19 protein-coding genes are annotated in these 18,361 nt (G+C 72.7%); 3 read left to right on the forward strand and 16 right to left on the reverse strand.

Translation table 11 applies throughout. From position 1 onward, the window contains the following. Window positions 1-15 precede the first annotated feature (15 nt). The 4 genes from DQ237_RS07815 to sodN form a co-directional block, all read right to left on the reverse strand. Window positions 16-510, reverse strand: coding sequence for a GNAT family N-acetyltransferase (locus DQ237_RS07815; protein WP_113798844.1), 495 nt, complete (start codon window positions 508-510; stop codon window positions 16-18). Further along, window positions 507-1,304, reverse strand: a complete 798-nt coding sequence (gene pssA / locus DQ237_RS07820; RefSeq protein ID WP_113798846.1) for a CDP-diacylglycerol--serine O-phosphatidyltransferase — start codon at window positions 1,302-1,304, stop codon at window positions 507-509. Before pssA ends, DQ237_RS07815 begins: the two co-directional genes overlap by 4 nt. 8 nt (window positions 1,305-1,312) lie before the next feature. Continuing rightward, window positions 1,313-1,990, reverse strand: a complete 678-nt coding sequence (locus tag DQ237_RS07825; RefSeq protein ID WP_113798848.1) for a phosphatidylserine decarboxylase — start codon at window positions 1,988-1,990, stop codon at window positions 1,313-1,315. 115 nt (window positions 1,991-2,105) lie between these two features. Further along, the gene (gene sodN / locus DQ237_RS07830) at window positions 2,106-2,510 is read right to left on the reverse strand and encodes a superoxide dismutase, Ni (protein WP_113798850.1); all 405 of its coding nucleotides are present in this window, start codon (window positions 2,508-2,510) and stop codon (window positions 2,106-2,108) included. A 51-nt stretch (window positions 2,511-2,561) separates the two neighbouring features. Here sodN and DQ237_RS07835 point away from each other — a divergent pair, with 51 nt between their 5' ends. Continuing rightward, window positions 2,562-2,942, forward strand: a complete 381-nt coding sequence (locus DQ237_RS07835; RefSeq protein WP_240619484.1) for a S26 family signal peptidase — start codon at window positions 2,562-2,564, stop codon at window positions 2,940-2,942. On the opposite strand, the gene DQ237_RS07840 is transcribed toward DQ237_RS07835, so the two are convergent. Next, window positions 2,928-3,530, reverse strand: a complete 603-nt coding sequence (locus tag DQ237_RS07840; protein WP_113798854.1) for a dTDP-4-dehydrorhamnose 3,5-epimerase family protein — start codon at window positions 3,528-3,530, stop codon at window positions 2,928-2,930. The two genes, DQ237_RS07835 and DQ237_RS07840, sit on opposite strands and share 15 nt — an antisense overlap. A gap of 53 nt (window positions 3,531-3,583) precedes the next feature. Here DQ237_RS07840 and DQ237_RS07845 point away from each other — a divergent pair, with 53 nt between their 5' ends. Then, window positions 3,584-4,771 carry an NADP-dependent malic enzyme gene (locus DQ237_RS07845; RefSeq protein ID WP_113798855.1) on the forward strand — a complete coding sequence of 396 codons (1,188 nt, stop codon included), beginning with the start codon at window positions 3,584-3,586 and terminating at the stop codon, window positions 4,769-4,771. Between the two features lie 17 nt (window positions 4,772-4,788). On the opposite strand, the gene DQ237_RS07850 is transcribed toward DQ237_RS07845, so the two are convergent. The 5 genes from DQ237_RS07850 to DQ237_RS07865 form a co-directional block, all read right to left on the reverse strand. Beyond that, complete coding sequence (locus DQ237_RS07850; protein WP_113798857.1) at window positions 4,789-5,586, reverse strand: LAGLIDADG family homing endonuclease; 798 nt, start codon at window positions 5,584-5,586, stop codon at window positions 4,789-4,791. A gap of 156 nt (window positions 5,587-5,742) precedes the next feature. Then, window positions 5,743-5,904 carry a hypothetical protein gene (locus tag DQ237_RS19690; protein ID WP_166509544.1) on the reverse strand — a complete coding sequence of 54 codons (162 nt, stop codon included), beginning with the start codon at window positions 5,902-5,904 and terminating at the stop codon, window positions 5,743-5,745. Window positions 5,905-5,938: 34 nt separating this feature from the next. Continuing rightward, window positions 5,939-8,119: an MMPL family transporter gene (locus tag DQ237_RS07855; RefSeq protein WP_113798858.1), complete on the reverse strand. Its 2,181-nt coding sequence runs from the start codon at window positions 8,117-8,119 to the stop codon at window positions 5,939-5,941. A gap of 34 nt (window positions 8,120-8,153) precedes the next feature. Next, window positions 8,154-8,969 carry a sulfite exporter TauE/SafE family protein gene (locus DQ237_RS07860; protein WP_113798860.1) on the reverse strand — a complete coding sequence of 272 codons (816 nt, stop codon included), beginning with the start codon at window positions 8,967-8,969 and terminating at the stop codon, window positions 8,154-8,156. A 7-nt stretch (window positions 8,970-8,976) separates the two neighbouring features. Next, window positions 8,977-10,374, reverse strand: coding sequence for a rhodanese-like domain-containing protein (locus DQ237_RS07865; RefSeq protein WP_240619485.1), 1,398 nt, complete (start codon window positions 10,372-10,374; stop codon window positions 8,977-8,979). A 166-nt stretch (window positions 10,375-10,540) separates the two neighbouring features. Here DQ237_RS07865 and DQ237_RS07870 point away from each other — a divergent pair, with 166 nt between their 5' ends. Then, complete coding sequence (locus tag DQ237_RS07870) at window positions 10,541-10,807, forward strand: metal-sensitive transcriptional regulator (protein ID WP_113798864.1); 267 nt, start codon at window positions 10,541-10,543, stop codon at window positions 10,805-10,807. An 11-nt stretch (window positions 10,808-10,818) separates the two neighbouring features. On the opposite strand, the gene DQ237_RS07875 is transcribed toward DQ237_RS07870, so the two are convergent. The 6 genes from DQ237_RS07875 to DQ237_RS07900 all read right to left on the reverse strand — a co-directional run bounded on the left by DQ237_RS07875 (window position 10,819) and on the right by DQ237_RS07900 (window position 18,269). Further along, window positions 10,819-11,532: a metal-dependent hydrolase gene (locus tag DQ237_RS07875; RefSeq protein WP_113798866.1), complete on the reverse strand. Its 714-nt coding sequence runs from the start codon at window positions 11,530-11,532 to the stop codon at window positions 10,819-10,821. A gap of 172 nt (window positions 11,533-11,704) precedes the next feature. Continuing rightward, complete coding sequence (locus DQ237_RS07880; RefSeq protein ID WP_113798868.1) at window positions 11,705-11,893, reverse strand: DUF6104 family protein; 189 nt, start codon at window positions 11,891-11,893, stop codon at window positions 11,705-11,707. A gap of 6 nt (window positions 11,894-11,899) precedes the next feature. Next, entirely contained in the window at window positions 11,900-15,658 is a 3,759-nt protein-coding gene (locus tag DQ237_RS07885) for a multifunctional oxoglutarate decarboxylase/oxoglutarate dehydrogenase thiamine pyrophosphate-binding subunit/dihydrolipoyllysine-residue succinyltransferase subunit (protein WP_240619486.1), read from the reverse strand. Window positions 15,659-15,796: 138 nt separating this feature from the next. After that, window positions 15,797-16,606, reverse strand: coding sequence for an ankyrin repeat domain-containing protein (locus tag DQ237_RS07890; RefSeq protein WP_113798872.1), 810 nt, complete (start codon window positions 16,604-16,606; stop codon window positions 15,797-15,799). Between the two features lie 26 nt (window positions 16,607-16,632). Continuing rightward, on the reverse strand, window positions 16,633-17,382 hold the full coding sequence (locus tag DQ237_RS07895) for an ABC transporter permease (protein ID WP_113798874.1): 750 nt from the start codon (window positions 17,380-17,382) through the stop codon (window positions 16,633-16,635). Next, window positions 17,379-18,269 carry an ATP-binding cassette domain-containing protein gene (locus DQ237_RS07900; protein WP_113799399.1) on the reverse strand — a complete coding sequence of 297 codons (891 nt, stop codon included), beginning with the start codon at window positions 18,267-18,269 and terminating at the stop codon, window positions 17,379-17,381. Before DQ237_RS07900 ends, DQ237_RS07895 begins: the two co-directional genes overlap by 4 nt. Between the last annotated feature and the right edge of the window lie 92 nt (window positions 18,270-18,361).

Below are 18,361 nucleotides of genomic sequence, written 5' to 3' on the forward strand. Positions count from 1 at the left end.
TTGGCCCGGAACCGGCTAGGTGCGCGGGCCGGCGAACGTGGTCAGTGCGTCGTCGGTGAGCCGGAAGACCGTCCACTCGTCCATCGGCACGGCACCCGCAGCGCGGTAGAACTCGATCGACGGGGTGTTCCAGTCCAGCACCGACCACTCCAGCCGGGAGTAGCCGCGCGCCACGCAGACCTCGGCGAGCGTGCGGAGCAGCTCCTTGCCGTGGCCGCGGCCGCGGTGCTGCGGCTGGACGTAGAGGTCCTCGAGGTGGATGCCGTGGGTGCCGCGCCAGGTGGAGAAGTTGAGGAACCACAGGGCGACGCCCACGACCTGTCCGGGGTGCACCCCGTCGTCAGCCACGGCGACGTGCCCGAACAGGGCGGGGGAGTCGGCGAACAGGTGCGCGGTGAGCTGGTCCTCGGTCAGCCGGACCTCGTCCAGGGCCTTCTCGTACTCGGCCAGCTCGCGCACCAGACCGACGACCGCCGGGACGTCGTCGGGCCGGATCGGGCGCACGCTCACGACAGCGCCTCGCGCACCCGTGCCGGCACCAGCTTCGCCAGGGGGGCGACGACGGGCACGAGGATCGGCGCGAGCAGGTAGCCGTAGGCCAGGACGCAGCCGGTGACGACGGGAACGGTCGCGAACCCGACGACCAGCAGAACCGCCATCGCGATCAGGCCGTAGGGCCGACCGCTCTTGGGGCTGACCAGCGACCGGAAGGACCGGAAGCGGATGTTCGTGACCATGAGCAGGGCCGGCACCGCGACGATCAGCAGCACCCAGAGCCGGTCGCGCCCCTGCATGTCGTCGCCGAAGGCGAACACCGAGGCGAGCACCACCCCGGCGGCGCCCGGGCTGGGCATGCCGATGAAGTACCGCTTGTCCGCCGTCGGGTCGATGGTGGTGTTGAACCGCGCCAGCCGGATCGCCGCGCAGGCCACCCACAGGAAGCAGACGACCCAGCCCAGCGGGTCCCAGCCGTCCTGCCCCTCGGAGAAGAGGGTGAACGCGAGCAGGGCCGGCGCCAGGCCGAAGGACACCAGGTCGGCCAGGGAGTCGAACTGCAGGCCGAACGGCGTCACCGCGCCGACGAGCCGGGCGACCGCACCGTCGGTGATGTCGAAGAGCACCGAGAGCCCGACGAGGACCGCGGCCAGCGTGTACTGCCCGCGGATCGACACCAGGATGGCGAAGAACCCGCAGAACATGTTGCCGAGCGTGAAGAGGCTGGGGAGCGTGGCCAGCGCTCGCCGCCGGCTGCCCCGGACCGATCCCCGGACGAACTCGACGGTCGCCGTGCGCCGCGTGGGCACCGCGGGCCTCAGCGGATCGAGGGCCAGCGGGCGATGACGGTCTCGCCGCCGCGCACGCGCTGTCCCTTCGTCACGGTGATCTCGCACTCCGGCGGGACGAAGACGTCCATCCGGGAGCCGAACTTCATCAGGCCCATCCGCTCTCCGGTGGCCAGCGTCTGGCCCACACCGGTGCGGGTCACGATCCGGCGGGCCAGCACGCCCACGATCTGCCGGAAGACGACGGTGCGGTCGCCGCCGCCGCTGGAATCGCGCAACCACAGCTCGCTGCGCTCGTTCCGGTGCGCGGACTCCTTGCGGTAGGCGGCCAGGAAGCTGCCCTTGCGGTAGGAGCTCTCGACGACCTCACCGCGGTACGGCGACCGGTTGACGTGCACGTCGACCACCGAGAGGAACACGCTCACCTGCTGCCAGTCACCCTCGGGGGCCACACCCTCCTGCGGCTCACCGGAGACCATGACGACGCCGTCGGCGGGGGAGAGGACGACGTCGGGGTCGACCGGGGTGGAGTCGCACCGCCGGTCGGGATCGCGGAAGAACAGGGCCATGTAGGCGGAGAGGCCCAGGAACGGCCAGGCCGCCACGCGCGCCCAGCGGCGGCCGGTGACCCGGCCTCCGGCGGCGAGCAGGGCGGCAGGGGCCAGCGGTCCGGTGATGAAGGGCCACCCGGCGGGGTCGATGCGCATCGTCCACGAACCGTACCGGGAGGTCGGTGGTGATCACCCGCCGTGGCGCGACCGGAACGCGAACGGCGCCGGCCGGTGGATGTCCACCGGCCGGCGCCGTTCGCGGCGTCGGAGATCAGGCAGCAGCCTTGGTCTCCCAGAAGATCTTGTCGATCTCGGCGATGTAGTCGAGCAGCTTCTGGCCCTCGGCCGGGTCCATGCTGCCCTTGCCGCCGGCCGCACCGGCCTGCTTCGTGGCCTTGTTGAACAGCTCGTGCAGCTGCGGGTACTTCTCGAAGTGCGGCGGCTTGAAGTAGTCGGTCCACAGCACCCACAGGTGGTGCTTGACCAGGTCGGAGCGCTGCTCCTTGATCAGGACGGCGCGCATCTTGAAGACCTCGTCGTCGCTGGCCTGGTACTTCTCCTGGATGGCCTTGACCGACTCGGCCTCGATGCGGGCCTGCGCCGGGTCGTACACGCCGCAGGGGAGGTCGCAGTGCGCGGTGGCCTCCACGGCGGAGAACATGCGGGTGAGACGCATGGAGATGCCTCCGGGGTTCGTGGGGATCTGTCGTCTGCGACCCTACTCGCGGTGATCCACGACGACAGTGCGAGAGAGGCCACGGCCGGCCTGCCGACGCCGTGGGTGCTGGTGCGGGTCAGCGGTCCGTCGATGTCCCCCACCGTGCGGGACGGCGACCGGCTGCTCGCCCGACGGCTCCCCGCGGGCGGGTGCGTGCGCCCCGGCGACGTCGTCGTCGCCCGTTTCCCTGCGCGGCCCGAGTTGCTCGTGGTCAAGCGGGTGCGCCGGACGGTCGAGGGCGGGCACTGGGTCGAGGGCGACAACGTCTTCGTCACCGACGACAGCCGCTCCTTCGGCCCGGCCGTGGTGGTCGGCCGGGTGGTGGCTCGTCTCTGGCCGCGGCCGGGCCGCGTGCCGGCCCGTCCGGACCTCGGGTCAGACCTGCCGTAGCTGCGCGTACCGCGCCGAGCAGTCGGCCATGGTGGGCAAGAGCCCCTGCTCGCGGGCCTCGGCGAGCGTCGGTGCGGCCCGGTCCTTCGCGGACAGCTCGAGCTCGACGTCCGAGGGCCAGGGCAGGGCGAGCTCGGGGTCCATCGGCGAGATCCCGAACTCGCGGGCCGGGTCGTAGCCCGAGGAGACCAGGTAGGTGACCGAGCTCCGGTCCTCCAGTGCGAGGAAGGCGTGGCCCAGCCCCTCGGCCAGGTAGACGGCGCGTGGCTGCTCGCTGTCGAGCACCACGGCGTCGTGCACGCCGAAGGTCGGCGAGCCGACCCGCACGTCGACGACGACGTCGAGCACCCGACCCGCGGGGCAGTACACGTACTTGGCCTGGCCCGGGGGTACGAGCGCGAAGTGGACCCCGCGCAGGACCCCCCGCGACGAGACGCTGTGGTTGGCCTGGGCGAGAGGGAGGGCGTGTCCCACTCTCTGGGACATGGCGTCGGCTCGGTACCACTCGGTGAAACGCCCCCGCGTGTCCCCGTGTGGCACGAGGTCGACGACGTAGCTGTCGGGCACGGCGAGCTCGCTGATCTCCACGACGGCACCGTAGCGACAGCCGCCGGGATCGCCCCGTCTACTCTGCTGTCCCCATGAGCGGAAATCCGGCGCCCGAGCAGACCCCCGACCGCTTCGCCGACGACCCGGCGTTCGCGGTGCACGAGGGCGGCAAGCTCTCGGTGGCGTCGACCCGCTCCATCGGCTCCATCGAGGACCTCTCGCTCACCTACACGCCCGGCGTCGCCCGCGTCTCCAGCGCCATCGCCGCCGAGCCGGAGCTCGCCCGGCGCTTCACCTGGGCACCCCGGGTCGTCGCCGTCGTCTCCGACGGCACCGCCGTGCTCGGGCTCGGCGACATCGGGCCGGCCGCCGCCCTGCCGGTCATGGAGGGCAAGGCCTGCCTGTTCAGCGAGTTCGCCGGGCTCTCCTCGGTGCCGATCGTGCTGAGCACCACCGACGTGGACGAGATCGTGGACACGGTCATGGCCATCGCGCCGTCGTTCGGGGGCATCAACCTCGAGGACATCAGCGCACCGCGCTGCTTCGAGATCGAGGACCGGCTGCGCGAGCGGCTGGACATCCCGGTCATGCACGACGACCAGCACGGCACCGCCATCGTCGTCCTGGCCGCACTGCGCAACGCCGCCAAGGTCGTGGGCCGGGAGCTGGGCGACCTGCGGGTCGTCGTCTCCGGCGCCGGTGCCGCCGGGGTTGCCTGCACGAAGATCCTGCTGGAGGCCGGGGTCGGCGACATCTCGGTCGCGGACTCGCAGGGCATCCTGCACCCCGGCCGCGAGGTGACCGGGACCAAGCAGTGGCTCGTCGAGAACACCAACTCCGCCGGGTTCGCCGGGACCATGGTGTCGGCGCTCGAGGGCGCCGACGTGTACCTGGGCGTCTCCGGCGGCTCGGTGCCGGAGGCTGCGATCGCCTCGATGGCGCCGAACGCGATCGTCTTCTCGCTGGCCAACCCGACGCCGGAGGTCGACCCCGACATGGCCGCGAAGTACGCCGCCGTCGTCGCCACCGGGCGCAGCGACCTGCCGAACCAGATCAACAACGTGCTGGCGTTCCCCGGCGTCTTCCGCGGTGCCATCGACGCCGGCGCCACGACGATCACCGAGGAGATGAAGCTCGCGGCCGCCACCGCGATCGCCGACGTCGTCGGCGACGACCTGCGGCCGGACTACATCGTGCCCAGCCCGCTGGACCGCCGGGTGGCCACCGCCGTGGCCGAGGCCGTGGCGGCCTGCGCCCGCGAGCAGGGCATCACCCGCTGACGCGGGCGGCACGTCGATCACGTGGCGCGGACGCCCTGACGTAGTCGCCAGCGTCGGAGTCGCACGGCCTGCTCACTCCGACCCAGCTGCTGTGCGGTCTCCCGGACGGACCCGGTGAACACGTCGGCGTCATCCTGTGTCGTCCACCGGCGGGCACCCGCGACCGGGCGCGCCCGCATGCCCTCCGGCCGCGTCCAGGCCGCCACCCGAGCGGCGGCGTCGCGCTTCCGTTCGAGCGCCAGGCATCCGTCCGGGTAGAGCCACTGGGCCACGGGTGCCGCAGGGTCTCCGGCCACCATCGGGTTGTAGACGCCGTCCCGGGAATTGCGACGAGGCGTTCGGTACGCCCCGGCGACCGCGAGGGCTTGGGCGCAGAAGAACTCCGCCAGTGGCTGGCTGGCGGTCACGAAGCTGACGAAGGGTCGTCCCGTACGGGTGAAGCCGACGCTTCCGTCTCCGTCGAGCAGGCCGCGCAGGTAGTCGGGAACGCTGAACGGAACCTGCGGGGGTGCAACCGTCGCCGACTTGTGCCCGGTGGGTAGTCCGAGCTGGATGAGCTCGTCGCGGAATGTGAGGTCACACACCGTCCAGACGGCGGAGCGGTGCGGTCCGAAGTTCGTCGTGCGTTGGCGGAACGACACCCGTGAGTAGAGGTCGAACAGGGTGGTGAATTCGTGGAGCACAGCCGCGTCACGTTCTGACAGCTCGATCGCCACGTGGCCCTTCCGACCCCGGCCGGCGTAGTGGTTGCCGTCGGTCTGGGCGAAGCCGAGGAAGTAGGCGTGCTCGGGGCGCAGCAGGTCGAGGTGCGGCACCAGGCCACGGTATGGGCGCCCACTGACATCTCGCGTCGCCTGCGGTGCCCGTCGAGTCCGGCACGGGATGACGAGACGTGCCAGCGTCGATGAGCCGGCCGCGCCCGTGGCGCGTGGGCGGAGCGAGCTGGTGGAGATCCTCGCTCCGCCTCGGGATCAGCGGCCGAGCAGCCGGCGCAGGAACCCGGAGGGGGCGGCGTCGGCGTGCCCGGGGCACCACTGATCGGCGGGCACACCCGCGCGGACCCGGTCGACGTGCTGGCCGCAGCCGGCCCAGGTGGTCTTGCCGCAGGTGGAGCAGGAGGTCGGACGGCACATGGTGGTGGTTCCTCTCGGTGGGTGTCGGTGCGGGTCAGTCGTGGGCGAAGCGGACGGCGGGCAGGGCGCGGGTCAGCCAGCGCGGCGACCACCAGGCCGCACGCCCGGTGAGCCGGAGCAGCACCGGCAGGAGTACGAGGCGCACCAGGAAGGCGTCCAGCAGTACGGCGACGCCGAGGATGATGCCCATCTCCTTGGGCGGGAGCGGGCCGGAGAGCGCGAAGGTGAAGAAGACCGCCACCATGACCGCCCCGGCGGCGAAGACGACGCGCCCCGAGGAGGCGACGGCACCGACCATGGCGGTACGGGCATCCCCGGTGCGCTCCCAGTGCTCCTTGGCCGAGGCGAGCAGGAACACCGTGTAGTCCATGGCGATCGCGAAGATCATCGCGAAGAAGAACACCGGGGCCCAGGCGTCCAGGAAGCCCTGGGGCTCGAAGCCGAAGAGGTCCGCGCCGATCCCCTCCTGGAAGACCGACCGGGCGACGCCGAAGGCCGCAGCGGTGGACAGCAGGCTCGCGAGGGTGCCCAGCAGTGCGATGACGGGCGCCTGCAGGGCGATGACCAGCAGCAGGAATCCCAGGCTCAGCACGATGCCGATGACCAGCGGGGTGGACTCGTCCAGCTGTGCCTCCAGATCGAGGTTCTCCACGGCGGCGCCGCCCACCAGTGCCGAGGGCGGCAGGTCGGCGCGCAGCCGCGCCACGGTCCCGGCCAGCCCCGGGTCCGACGGGTCGACGGTCGGCACGGCCTGGATCAGCACCCGGTCGGTGCCGTCCTCGGCCGGGACCGCCGGCATCGCCGCGGCGATGCCCGGATCCGCGGCCAGCCCCGCGACGGTCGCCGGGGCATCGGCGCTGCGGGCCACGATCTGCAGCGTGCCGGGAGCGCCGGGACCGAACGCGTCCTGGACGAGGCCGTAACCCACTCGGGCGGAGGCCTCGGCAGGCAGCACCTTGATGGAGGGCATCGCCGTGGTCAGACCGACCGCCGGCACGGCCAGCGCGACCAGGAGGGCGAGCGACGCGGTGCCGAACAGCACGGGCCGCCGCCACAGCCGCTCGCCCCAGCGGGTGAACACCGGCGAGCGGTGCTGCGAGCCGCGCGACCAGGGGAGGGAGAAGCGGTCGATGCGGCGGTCGAGCGCCACCAGCACCAGGGGCAGCAGGGTCAGCGTGGCGGCCAGGACGAAGACGACGGCGAGCATGATGCCGCCGGCCATCGAGCGGAACGCCGGGGCCGGCACCACCATCACCGCGCTCAGCGAGACCAGCACGGTCAGCCCGGAGAGCAGGACCGCCTTTCCGGCGGTGTCCATGGTCTCGGCGACGGCGCTGTGCGGGGTGCTGCCCCGCGCGGCCCGTGCGGCCCGGTAGCGGACGACGAGGAACAGCGCGTAGTCGATGCCGAGGGCCAGGGCGAACATCATGGCGAAGTTCATCGCCCAGACGGAGACCGGCACGAGGAAGGTGATGAGCACCAGCGATCCTGCGGAGGCGACCAGGCCGGCCAGGGTCAGCAGCAGGGGCAGCCCGGCGGCGACCAGGGCGCCGAAGGCCAGCACCAGGATCGCCAGCGTGACCGGCCAGGAGATCATCTCCGAGGTCAGCATCGCATCGAGGTTGGCCTCGTTGAAGTCGCTCCACAGCAGCGAGGAGCCGGTGGGGTTCACCTCGATGCCGTCCCCGGACAGCGCCTCCAGGGGGCCCTTGAGGTCGTCGGCGGCGCGCACCATCTCGTTCGGGTCCGCGCCGGCGCCGGCCAGCAGCACCGCCGTCCGGCCGTCCTCGCTCAGCGTCGCGCCGGGCTGGGGGCCCAGGATCCCGGCGATGCGCGGATCGGCCGACAGCAGCGCGGTGGCCTCGGCCAGCACCTCGCCGCCGCGTCCCTCGGTCACGGCGCCGTCGGCGGAGTGCACGACGACCTGGACCGCGTGGCTGGCGTTGCCGCCGAAGTGCTCCTCGGCGGCCTCCCGGACGAGGACGGACTCCGAGCCGTCGGCCTGCCAGCCGGCGCCGGAGAGCCGGCTCTCGACCTGGGGGGCGAACGCCCCGAGGCCCACCACGAGCAGCAGCCACACGACGGCCACCACGCGCCGGTGCGCACTGACGACCAGTCCGAGCCGGCCGAGGGGGCCGGGGCGGGACGACGTCCCGGGAGGCCCGTCGGTGGAGGGTGGATCGGTCGCGGGTCGGGCGGAGGTGGAGCTGGTCATGCGGGTGTCCTCGGGTTCGTCGGGGTGAGCGGGGTCAGCGGAGGGCGAGCGCGGCCTGGGCGGTGGTGAGGAGTGCGACGGTCACCACCAGCGCGGTGAAGGCCGCGGACAGGCGGCGGGCGTCGATGCGGGCGGCCAGCCGCGCCCCTGCCACGGCGGCCAGGGTCGACACGACGGTCAGCACCGCGACCAGCGGCCAGTCAGGTGCCACCCCGCTCCCGGTGCGGACGGCGAGGGCGGCGGCGCTGACGACCGTGATGACCACCAGCGAGGTGCCGGCCGCGAACCGGGGGTCCAGACCGAGGGCCAGGACCAGTGCCGGCACGACGAGGAAACCGCCACCGACCCCGAGGAACCCCGTGAGCAGCCCGACAGCGGTGGCGGTGACCAGCACCTGGAGCGCCCGCGGGCACCGGCAGGTGAAGGTGGGCCAGAACGTGATGATCGGGTCGTCGAGCCCGACGCGCGGGCCTTCCGGCGCCCGGTGCTGGACGGTGCGGACCACCATCAGCCCGCTGACCAGCAGCAGCAGTGTGGCGAAGGCCGCCATGAGCACCGCCTCGGGCACCCGCGCGGCGGCCAGCGATCCGACGGTGGCCCCGGCGACGGCGAGGAACCCGAACACGACGCCGCGACCGACGAGTGCGGTACCGGCCCGGTGCGCGGTGACGGCGGCCAGCAGCGAGGTCACGCCGACGACGACCAGTGAGCCGGTGGTCGCTTGCGCGGGGGACTGGCCCAGCAGGTGGACCAGCACCGGGACGGCGAGGACGGAGCCGCCGCCGCCGAGCGCACCCAGGCTCAGGCCGATGAGCGCGCCGGCGCCGCCGGCGAGTACGAGGGTGAGCACGGGAGGGTCAGGCGTCGGCGGGGCCGGCGATGGGCAGCCCCGCCGCCGTGGCGTTCCCGAACGCGTCGTCGACCGCGATCGGGGGCCGGCCGGCTGCGTCCAGCAGCGAGGCGGCCACCGACGCGCGGTAGCCACCGGCGCAGTGCACCCAGACCTCGCCGGCGGGCACCTCGGCGACGCGGGAAGGCAGCTCCTGCAGCGGGATGTTGACCGCGCCCTCGATCCGGCCGGCCGCGTGCTCCTCCGCCCGGCGGACGTCGAGCACCACCACGGGCCGGTGGTGGCGCGCCTGTGCCAGGTCGGCGAAGGTCGCGGTGGGGAACGAGGCGAGCTCGCCTCCTGACCAGTCGGCGGGACCACCGGTCGCGTGGGCAGCGGGCCGGTCGATGCCGATGCGGACCAGCTCGCGCTGCGCTGCGGCGACGTCGTCGGCGGTCTCCCCGAGCAGGGTGACCGGGGTGCCCCAGGGCAGGAGCCAGCCCAGGTAGGTCGCGAACTGCCCGTCGAGGCCGACGTTCAGCGTGCCCGGCGCGTGACCGGCCGCGAACGCCGTGCGGGTGCGCAGGTCCACGACCCACTCGCCGGCCTCGATGCGACGGCGCAGCTGATCGGCATCGGCGGTCTCGGGTGGGGTCAGGTCGGCTGCCGTGGGGCCGGCGGCGTTCGCCGGCGCCATGTGCGCGTAGTAGGCGGGCCACGCACCCAGGCCGTCGAGCAGCTCCTGCACGTAGGTCTGCTCGTCCTGGGTCAGCACCGGGTTGGTCTGCCGCTCGCGACCGATCGTGGACTCCGCTGCGTCGGACTGGGTGGCGGAGCAGAAGGACCCGAAGCCGTGCGTCGGGAAGACCCCCGTCTCGTCGGGGAGCAGGTCGGCCAGGCGGTGCGCGGAGGCGTGCTGGTGCCGGACCAGGGCGTCGGTGTGCTCCGGGCCGAGGAGGTCGGGCCGTCCGGTCGCGCCGAACAGCAGCGATCCACCGGAGAAGACGGCGACCGGCTCGGCGTCGCCGACGCCCAGCGCGTAGGCGAGGTGGGTGTAGGTGTGACCCGGCGTGGCCAGGGCGGTGACCCGCATCCGGCCGCCGACCCGCACGGTCTCGCCGTCCCGGATCGGGGTCCGGTCGAAGCCGACCTCGTCCGCGCCGTTGACCAGGTAGGCGGCTCCCGTGGCCCGGGCCAGGGCCAGGCCGCCGGTGACGTAGTCGTTGTGGATGTGGGTCTCGAGGACGTGGGTGAGGGTGACGCCGTCCCGTTCGAGCACCGCGGTGATCCGGTCGATGTCGCGCTGCGGGTCGACGACGAAGGCGACGGAGCCGTCGTGCACCAGGTAGCTGCGGTCACCCAGGGACAGCGTCTCCAGCGAGACGACGGTGAGCCCGGCGACGGTGGTGGTGCGCAGGTCGGTCACGGTGGCGCCCTTCTCGAAGCTATCCCCCTGGGGGGTTCCGAGAAGGAAGGTATACCAACCCCCCGGGGGGATGTAGAGTGGCGTCGTGGGATTCCCTCGGGAGAGGGGGTGCCGCAGGGGTCGGCCCCGGGTGCCGACCTCGTGCGATCCGACGGAAGGACGTCCCGTGGACCTCGAGCCCACCGAGATCAAGGCGATCATCACGCGCATGAAGCGCGCGCACGGTCACCTCGGCAGCGTCATCAAGATGATGGAGGAGGGCTCCGACTGCGAGTCGGTCCTGACCCAGCTGGCCGCGGTCAACAAGGCCATCGCCCGGAGCGGCTACGCGATCGTCGCCACGGGTCTGCAGCAGTGCCTCACCCGCAGCGAGGACGGCCTGGACGGCGTGGACGTCCAGAAGATGGAGAAGCTGTTCCTCGCCCTGGCCTGACGGCGCGGGCCTCAGCCCGAGCTGAGCAGTCGGTCCACGATCGGGTCGACCGCCGTGTGCAGGCCGGTGTTCGCGTAGGCGAAGAAGAACGCTGCGATCCCGAATGCCGGCACCAGCACCGCCTTCTCCAGGGTGGTCCCGGTGCGCAGCGGTGAGATGGCGATCCGTGCACGCCTGGCCAACCACAGGATCGGCACCGGGACGCCGGCGGTGGTGAGCGCGTCACCCAGGATGTGGGTCAGCACGCCCGCCGCCACCGCGAACGGCAGCCACCCCGGGCTCGGCATGTGCGCCAGCAGCAGCCAGGCGCCGCCCCAGGAGAGGACCAGGTTCCCGAGGATCGTCGTCTCGGCCCGGCCCGGGATCACGAAGTTCAGGGCGTGCAGCGCCAGCCCGATCGCCAGCGCCAGCACCAGCAGGCTGGACCAGAACGCGTTCGAGGCCAGGACCGCCAGCGCCCCGAACGCCAACGGCGCCAGGACGGCGTCGTGGGTGCCCCAGCGGTGACCGCCGGAGATCGCCCCGATGCCGCCGGCGGGCACATCGGTGACCGGCCCCCACATGTCCGAGACCGTGGAGCCCTGGTGGTCGAGGTCGGGCAGCATCGCGAAGCCGCCCACCGCCGCGACCCACGCGCCCTGGGCGACCGGCCCGTGCACCGGCGCCCACGGCAGGGTCGCGGCACCGACGGCGAGTCCGGAGAGCGCATGCGTGTGGCCGAGCATGCACCCAGCGTCGCGCCCTACCGCCCGGGAACGGCGGAGGCGCGCCCACCCACCGGGGCCCGGCGGATCACAGGGATGGACCCGGAGGGGCCTCCCTGTGATCCGCGGCAGGGCTCAGCGCGACTCGGGGACGGCGCGTGGCCGCGGTGCGATCCGGAGGATCGCGACGTGCTCAGTCGTCCAGGTCGTCGTCGTCCGTGCCGCCGCGGGCCAGCCAGGTGGCCAGCCGCTCGACGGGAACCTCGAAGTCCGGGAACTGGTCGACGAACGCCTGCATCTGGTCGGCCAGCCAGGCGAGGGTGACCTGCTCGTCGCCCCGCCGCTGCTGGAGCTCTTCGAGCCCCCGGTCGGTGAAGTACATCGGCGACTAGTCCGCGAACGCCTCGGCGACGAGCTTGCGCTGCTCGACCTCGTGCACCTTCGCCGAACCGACCGCGGGGCTGGCCGAGGCGCGGCGGCTGACCCGCCGCAGCTTCCGGCCCGTCGGCAGCTCCTCGGGCAGGTTGACCGCCATGAACTGCCAGGCGCCCATGTTCGCCGGCTCCTCCTGCACCCAGACGACGTCCGAGGCGTTCGGGTAGCGCTCGAGCTCGGTGCGGATCTGCTCGGCCGGCAGCGGGTACAGCTGCTCGACCCGCACGATGGCGGTGTCGGCGCGGCCCTCGGACTCCCGCTGCGCCATGAGGTCGTAGGCGACCTTGCCGCTGCAGAGCAGCACCTTGCGCACGGCCTCGGTGTCCAGCGGCTCGCCGCCCACGCCCGTGTCGGGCAGCACCGGTCGGAAGCTCTCGTCGGTGAACTCGGCGACCTGGCTGACGGCGACCTTCGCCCGCAGCAGCGACTTCGGCGTGAACACGACCAGCGGCCGGTGCACGTCGGAGAGGGCCTGACGACGCAGCAGGTGGAAGTAGTTGCCCGGCGTCGTGCAGTTCGCGACCGTCATGTTGTTCTCGGCCGACAGCTGCAGGAACCGCTCGATGCGACCGCTGGAGTGGTCCGGGCCCTGGCCCTCGAGACCGTGGGGCAGCAGCATGACCACGCCGGAGCGCTGGCCCCACTTGGCCTCGCCGGAGCTGATGAACTCGTCGATGACCATCTGGGCGCCGTCGACGAAGTCGCCGAACTGCGCCTCCCAGAGCACCAGCGCCTTGGGGTTGGCCACCGAGTAGCCGTACTCGAAGCCGAGCGCGGCGTACTCGCTCAGCAGCGAGTCGTAGACGAAGAACTTCGCCTGGTCCTCGGTGAGGTTGGCCAGGGGCGTGTACTCCGAGCCGTTCTCCCGGTCGATGAGCACCGAGTGCCGCTGCACGAACGTGCCCCGGCGGGAGTCCTGACCGGCGAGCCGGACCGGGACACCTTCCATGAGCAGCGAACCGAAGGCGAGCAGCTCGCCCATGGCCCAGTCGATACCGCCCTCGCTGGCCATGGCCGCGCGACGCTCCAGCATCTTCTGCAGCTTCGGGTGCGGGGTGAAGTCCGGCGGGAAGGAGACGTGCGCGTCCCCGATGGTCTTGAGGACCTCCGGCGTGATCGCCGTCCTCACCTGGGACTCCTGCGGCGTCCGCGGGTCCATGACCGGCTCGGGCTTCGAGGCGTCCTTGGCGTCGTGCGTCTCGGCGAAGGCCCGCTCCAGCTGGTCGCGGTAGTCCTTGAGCGCCTCCTCGGCCTCCTGCAGCGTGATGTCGCCACGGCCGACCAGGGCCTCGGTGTACAGCTTCCGCACCGAGCGCTTGCGGTCGATGATGTCGTACATCTGCGGCTGGGTCATCGACGGGTCGTCGCCCTCGTTGTGCCCGCGGCGGCGGTAGCAGACCAGGTCGATGACGACGTCCTTCTTGAACGCCTGCCGGTACTCGACGGCCAGGCGCGCCACGCGGACGCAGGCCTCCGGGTCGTCGCCGTTGACGTGGAAGACCGGGGCGTTGACCATCCGCGCGACGTCGGTCGAGTAGAGGCTCGACCGGGCCGAGGCCGGGCTGGTGGTGAAGCCGACCTGGTTGTTGACGACGACGTGCACGGTGCCGCCGGTGCGGTAGCCGCGCAGCTGGGAGAGGTTTAGGGTCTCCTGCACCACGCCCTGGCCGGCGAACGCGGAGTCGCCGTGCAGCAGGACCGGCAGGACGGTGAAGCCGCTCTCGCCCTTGTCGATCATGTCCTGCTTGGCGCGGACGACGCCCTCGAGGACCGGGTTGACCGTCTCCAGGTGCGAGGGGTTGCTGGCCAGCGAGACCGCGATCTGGGCGTCGGGCTTGAACGGGTTGCTGAACGTGCCGGTGGCGCCGAGGTGGTACTTCACGTCGCCCGAGCCCTGGACGGTGCCGGGGTCGATGTTGCCCTCGAACTCGCCGAAGATCTTCGCGTAGCTCTTGCCCAGCACGTTGGCCAGCACGTTCAGCCGACCGCGGTGCGGCATGCCGATCGCGACCTCGTCGAGGCCGTGGTCGGTACCGGCGAGCAGGACCTCGTCGAGCACCGGGATGAGCGACTCGCCGCCCTCGAGCGAGAACCGCTTCTGGCCGACGTACTTGGTCTGCAGGAAGGTCTCGAACGCCTCGGCGGCGTTCAGCCGGCCCAGGACGTGCTTCTGCTTCTCACGCTCCGGCTGCTCGTGCTTGACCTCGATGCGCTTCTGCAGCCACTCGCGCTCCTCCGGGTCGGTGATGTGCATGTACTCCACGCCGACCGTGCGGCAGTAGGAGTTGCGCAGCACGCCGAGGATGTCGCGCAGCGCCATCAGCTTCTCGCCGGCGAAGCCGCCGACCGGGAACTGCCGGTCGAGGTCCCAGAGCGTCAATCCGTGCTGGAGGATGTCGAGGTCGGGGTGGGTCCGGACCTTGAACTCGAGCGGGTCGGTGTCGGCCATGAGGTGGCCGTTGCGCCGGTAGGCCTCGATGACCTCGATGACGCGGGCTTCCTTGTCGATCTGCCCCTCGCGCGTGATCCGCACGTCCGGCATCCAGCGCACCGGCTCGTAGGGGATGCGCAGCGACCGGAAGACCTCGTCGTAGAAGCCGTCCTCACCCAGCAGCAGGGCGTGCAGCCGGCGCAGGAAGTCGCCGGACTCCGCGCCCTGGATGATCCGGTGGTCGTAGGTCGAGGTCAGCGTGATGATCTTCGAGACGGCCATCTCGGTGAGCGCGTCGGGGTTCATCCCCTGGAACTCGGCCGGGTACTCCATGGCGCCCACGCCGATGATCGCGCCCTGGCCCGCAGTGAGCCGCGGCACCGAGTGGTTGGTGCCGATCGTGCCCGGGTTGGTGAGGCTGATCGTGGTGCCGGAGAAGTCCTCCATCGTCAGCTTGTTCTGCCGGGCCCGGCGGATGATGTCCTCGTAGGCGGCCCAGAACTGGGCGAAGTCCATCTCCTCGGCGCCCTTGATCGAGGCGACGACGAGCGACCGCGAGCCGTCGGGCTTCGGCAGGTCGATCGCCAGGCCGAAGTTGACGTGCTCCGGCGTGACCAGCACCGGCTTGCCGTCGACCTCGGCGTAGCTGTTGTTCATGTTCGGGAACGCGTCCAGCGCCCGCACCAGCGCGTAGCCGATCAGGTGCGTGAACGAGATCTTCCCGCCCCGGCCGCGGGCCAGGTGGTTGTTGATGACGATGCGGTTGTCGGCGATGAGCTTCGCCGGCACCGCGCGCACGCTGGTCGCCGTCGGCACGGTCAGCGAGACGTTCATGTTCTTGACGACGGCCGCGGCGGCCCCCCGGAGCGGGGACTGCGCACCTGCGCCGACCGGCGGCTTGGGGGCGGTGGAGTTCTGCACGGGCGCGCTCCCGGCTGGCTGGGACCCGGCGGCCGGGCGCTGGACGTCGGGCTTGGCGGGCGCGGCCGGGGCAGCGGGTGCGGCCGGCGCGGGGGCGGCGGCCTTCGGCGCGGCGGCGGCGGGCTCGGCCTTCGGCGCGGCGGGGGCGGCCGGGGACGAGCCGTTGGCCTTGGGCGCGTCCTCCCGGTCACCGCCGTCGACCGGGCTGCCCGGGCGGTAGTCGGCGAAGAACTCGTGCCACGCCTGATCGACGCTGGACGGGTCGGCCAGGTACTGCTGGTACATCTCCTCGACCAGCCACTCGTTGGTGCCGAACCCGGCGACCTGGGACGAGGTGGACGAGGGCCGGGATGAACTCACGCTTGACACGGGGTCGAGTGCCTTCTTCGTCGTGGGGCTGCGTCTGAGGGGCGTCGCTGAACCGGGTATCGAGTCTACGCCCGTGGACGGCGGGCGTCCGGGTGCGGCGTGGGACCGCGCGCCCCCGGACGGTGGAGATCAGTGCGTGGCGCCGTGCGCGACCAGCAGCGCGACCAGCGCGTCGTGGCCCGTGGCGGACTCCAGGTCGCCGGGGCGGTGGCGCGCGGCGGCCACCCGACCGATGTCCAGGGCGCTGGCGCCGTCGTGGGTCGTGGCGTCGACATCGGCGCCGGCCTCCAGCAGCAACCGGACGATCTCCGGTCCCTTCCCGGCCGCGCCGGCGGCGACCGCCGTGTGCAGCGGGGTGCGGCCGGTGTCGGCGTCCCGACCGTCGACGTCCGCCCCGGCGTCCAGCAGCAGCCGGACCAGCTCCAGGTGACCGCCGGCGGCCGCCGCGTGCAGCGCGCTGCCGTCGGCCTGGGCCCCGCGGTCGAGGAGGAGCCGGGCGGAGCCGGCGGCGCCGCCGGACGCCGCCCAGGTGAGCAGGTCGACCCCCGTGGCCGGGTCGGTCAGCGCCGCACCGCCGTCGAGCTCGGCGCCGAGCCGCTCGACGTCGTCCAGGTAGGCCGCGCTCGGGGCGTCGAGAGCGGCGCCGCGGGCGACGAGCTCCGGCACGAGCGCCGGGGCGTGCTCCAGCGCCACGTGCAGCGGGGTGCGGTGGTCCTCCGTGCGGGCGGCGAGGTCCGCCCCGGCCTCCAGGAGGACGCCCGTCACCTCCGCCCGCCCGGAGCGGACGGCCAGGTGCAGCGGCGTCCAGCCGTCCTGCCCCTCGTGCTCCACGGTGGCTGACAGCAGCCGGGGCGCCTCGGCGACGGCCGACCGGACGGCCTCGGCGTCGCCCTCGGCGATCAGCCGGCCGAGTCGCTGGGCGGTCATGCGGGTCGTCACGGGGGCTCCACTCCTGCCGTTCGGGCTCAGCTCACGTCGCGCCGGACGGCGAACAGGGTTCCCAGCAGCGCGGCGCCCAGACCGTATCCGAGGAGGAGCAGGCCACCCTGCCAGCGTTCGAGGAGGTCCGGCCCCTGGAACGTGACGGTGAGCGCCTCGAGCGCACCCCCGGGCAGCCAGGTGTAGACGGCGCCGAGGAACGTGCGGACCAACCCCTCCACGACGAAGACGTAGACCAGTCCGCCGACGATCGCGCCCACCTGGTTGCGGACCAGCGCGCCCACGCCGACGCCGATGACCGTGTAGACCACCAGTGCGAGGGCCGTGGTGACCACGACCCGCAGGTTGTCCCCCGTCAGCTCGGGTACCGCGCCGCGCGCCCCGGCGTACCCGGCCACCACGGCGTCGGTCACCACGGTGACGGCCACGGCGAACGGAACCGCCGCCAGGGCGTAGGCCAGCAGCTTCGCGGCGATCACCCGGCCGCGACGAGGGGTGGTGAGGAACGTCGGGGTCGCCGTGCGGTGCCGGTACTCCTGGGTGGTCCCGATGATCCCGAGCACGAGCATCAGCACGACCGCCTGTGACGGGCTGCCGAGGGCCAGCTGCTCGTACAGCGGCGTGCCCACCGGGGGGACGCCGACCGTCGGGTCGCCGGCGAACGCCGTGGTGATGACGGCGGACAGCACCGACAGCGCCGTGACACCCAGCAGCAGCCCGATCCAGACGCGCGTGGTGAACAGCTTGGCCCACTCCGCGCGCACCAGGCCGGTCATCGCGCGCCCTCCACCGGTGCGGCCGGCGCCGCGGCGGCGAACTGCTCGCGCCCGCTGGTCAGCCGGAAGTAGATCTCCTCCAGGCCGCTGGCGTGCGGCCGCAGCTCGTGCAGCTCGATGCCGGCGGCGAAGGCGCGCGACCCGATCTCCGCGCTGCTGCGCCCGAGCACCGTCAGGGCGCCGTCCTCGGCGGCCGTGACCGCGATCCCGGCGCCGCGGAGCACCTCCGCCAGCCGGGCCGGCTCGGGGCTGCGCACCAGCACGCTCCCCTCCGCGCCGGAGCGCAGCTGCGCCATGGACCCTTCGCGGACCAGCCGCCCGGCGCCCACGATGACCACCCGGTCCACGGTCTGCTCGACCTCGGACAGCAGGTGGCTGGACACCAGCACGGTGCGGCCCTCCTCGTGTGCCAGGTGGCGGAGGAAGCCGCGCAGCCACTGGATGCCCTCGGGGTCCAGCCCGTTGGCCGGTTCGTCCAGGACGAGGACGGCGGGGTCCCCGAGGAGTGCGGTGGCCAGCGCCAGCCGCTGTCGCATGCCCAGGGAGTAGGCGCCGGCGCGGCGGCCGGCGGCGTCGCCCAGCCCCACCTGGGCCAGGACCTGTTCCGCGCGGGCGGGCGGGAGACCCGCGGCGTGGCAGTAGACCCGCAGGTGGTTGCGAGCGGAACGGGCGGGGTGGAACGCCGTCTCCAGCACCGCGCCGACCGTGCGCACCGGGTGCGGGAGCGCCGCGTACGGGACGCCGTCGAAGGTCGCCGCTCCCTGGTCGGGACGGACCAGCCCCAGCATCATCCGCAGGGTGGTGGTCTTGCCGGCGCCGTTGGGGCCGAGGAAGCCGGTGACCGCACCGGGCTCGACGGTGAACCCGAGCTCGGTCACGGCACGCACGGCGCCGAAGGACTTGGTCAGTCCGCTCACCTCGACCCGCACGGGGCCGGGTACGCGGGTCGGTGCGGTGGGGATGGCGCGCTCCTCGTCGT

Origin of the sequence: Blastococcus sp. TF02-8 (assembly GCF_003319175.1) — a bacterium.
In the GTDB taxonomy this organism is placed as follows: Bacteria; Actinomycetota; Actinomycetes; order Mycobacteriales; family Geodermatophilaceae; genus Blastococcus.

Bases quoted from the DNA above. Each gene is read 5' to 3' on its own strand.
- DQ237_RS07895 (WP_113798874.1), bottom strand. From the start codon at position 17,382: ATGACCGGCCTGGTGCGCGCGGAGTGGGCCAAGCTGTTCACCACGCGC.
- DQ237_RS07880 (WP_113798868.1), bottom strand. From the start codon at position 11,893: ATGTACTTCACCGACCGGGGGCTCGAAGAGCTCCAGCAGCGGCGGGGC.
- DQ237_RS07855 (WP_113798858.1), bottom strand. From the start codon at position 8,119: ATGACCAGCTCCACCTCCGCCCGACCCGCGACCGATCCACCCTCCACC.
- DQ237_RS07845 (WP_113798855.1), top strand. From the start codon at position 3,584: ATGAGCGGAAATCCGGCGCCCGAGCAGACCCCCGACCGCTTCGCCGAC.
- sodN (WP_113798850.1), bottom strand. From the start codon at position 2,510: ATGCGTCTCACCCGCATGTTCTCCGCCGTGGAGGCCACCGCGCACTGC.
- DQ237_RS07875 (WP_113798866.1), bottom strand. From the start codon at position 11,532: ATGCTCGGCCACACGCATGCGCTCTCCGGACTCGCCGTCGGTGCCGCG.
- DQ237_RS07825 (WP_113798848.1), bottom strand. From the start codon at position 1,990: ATGCGCATCGACCCCGCCGGGTGGCCCTTCATCACCGGACCGCTGGCC.
- DQ237_RS19690 (WP_166509544.1), bottom strand. From the start codon at position 5,904: ATGTGCCGTCCGACCTCCTGCTCCACCTGCGGCAAGACCACCTGGGCC.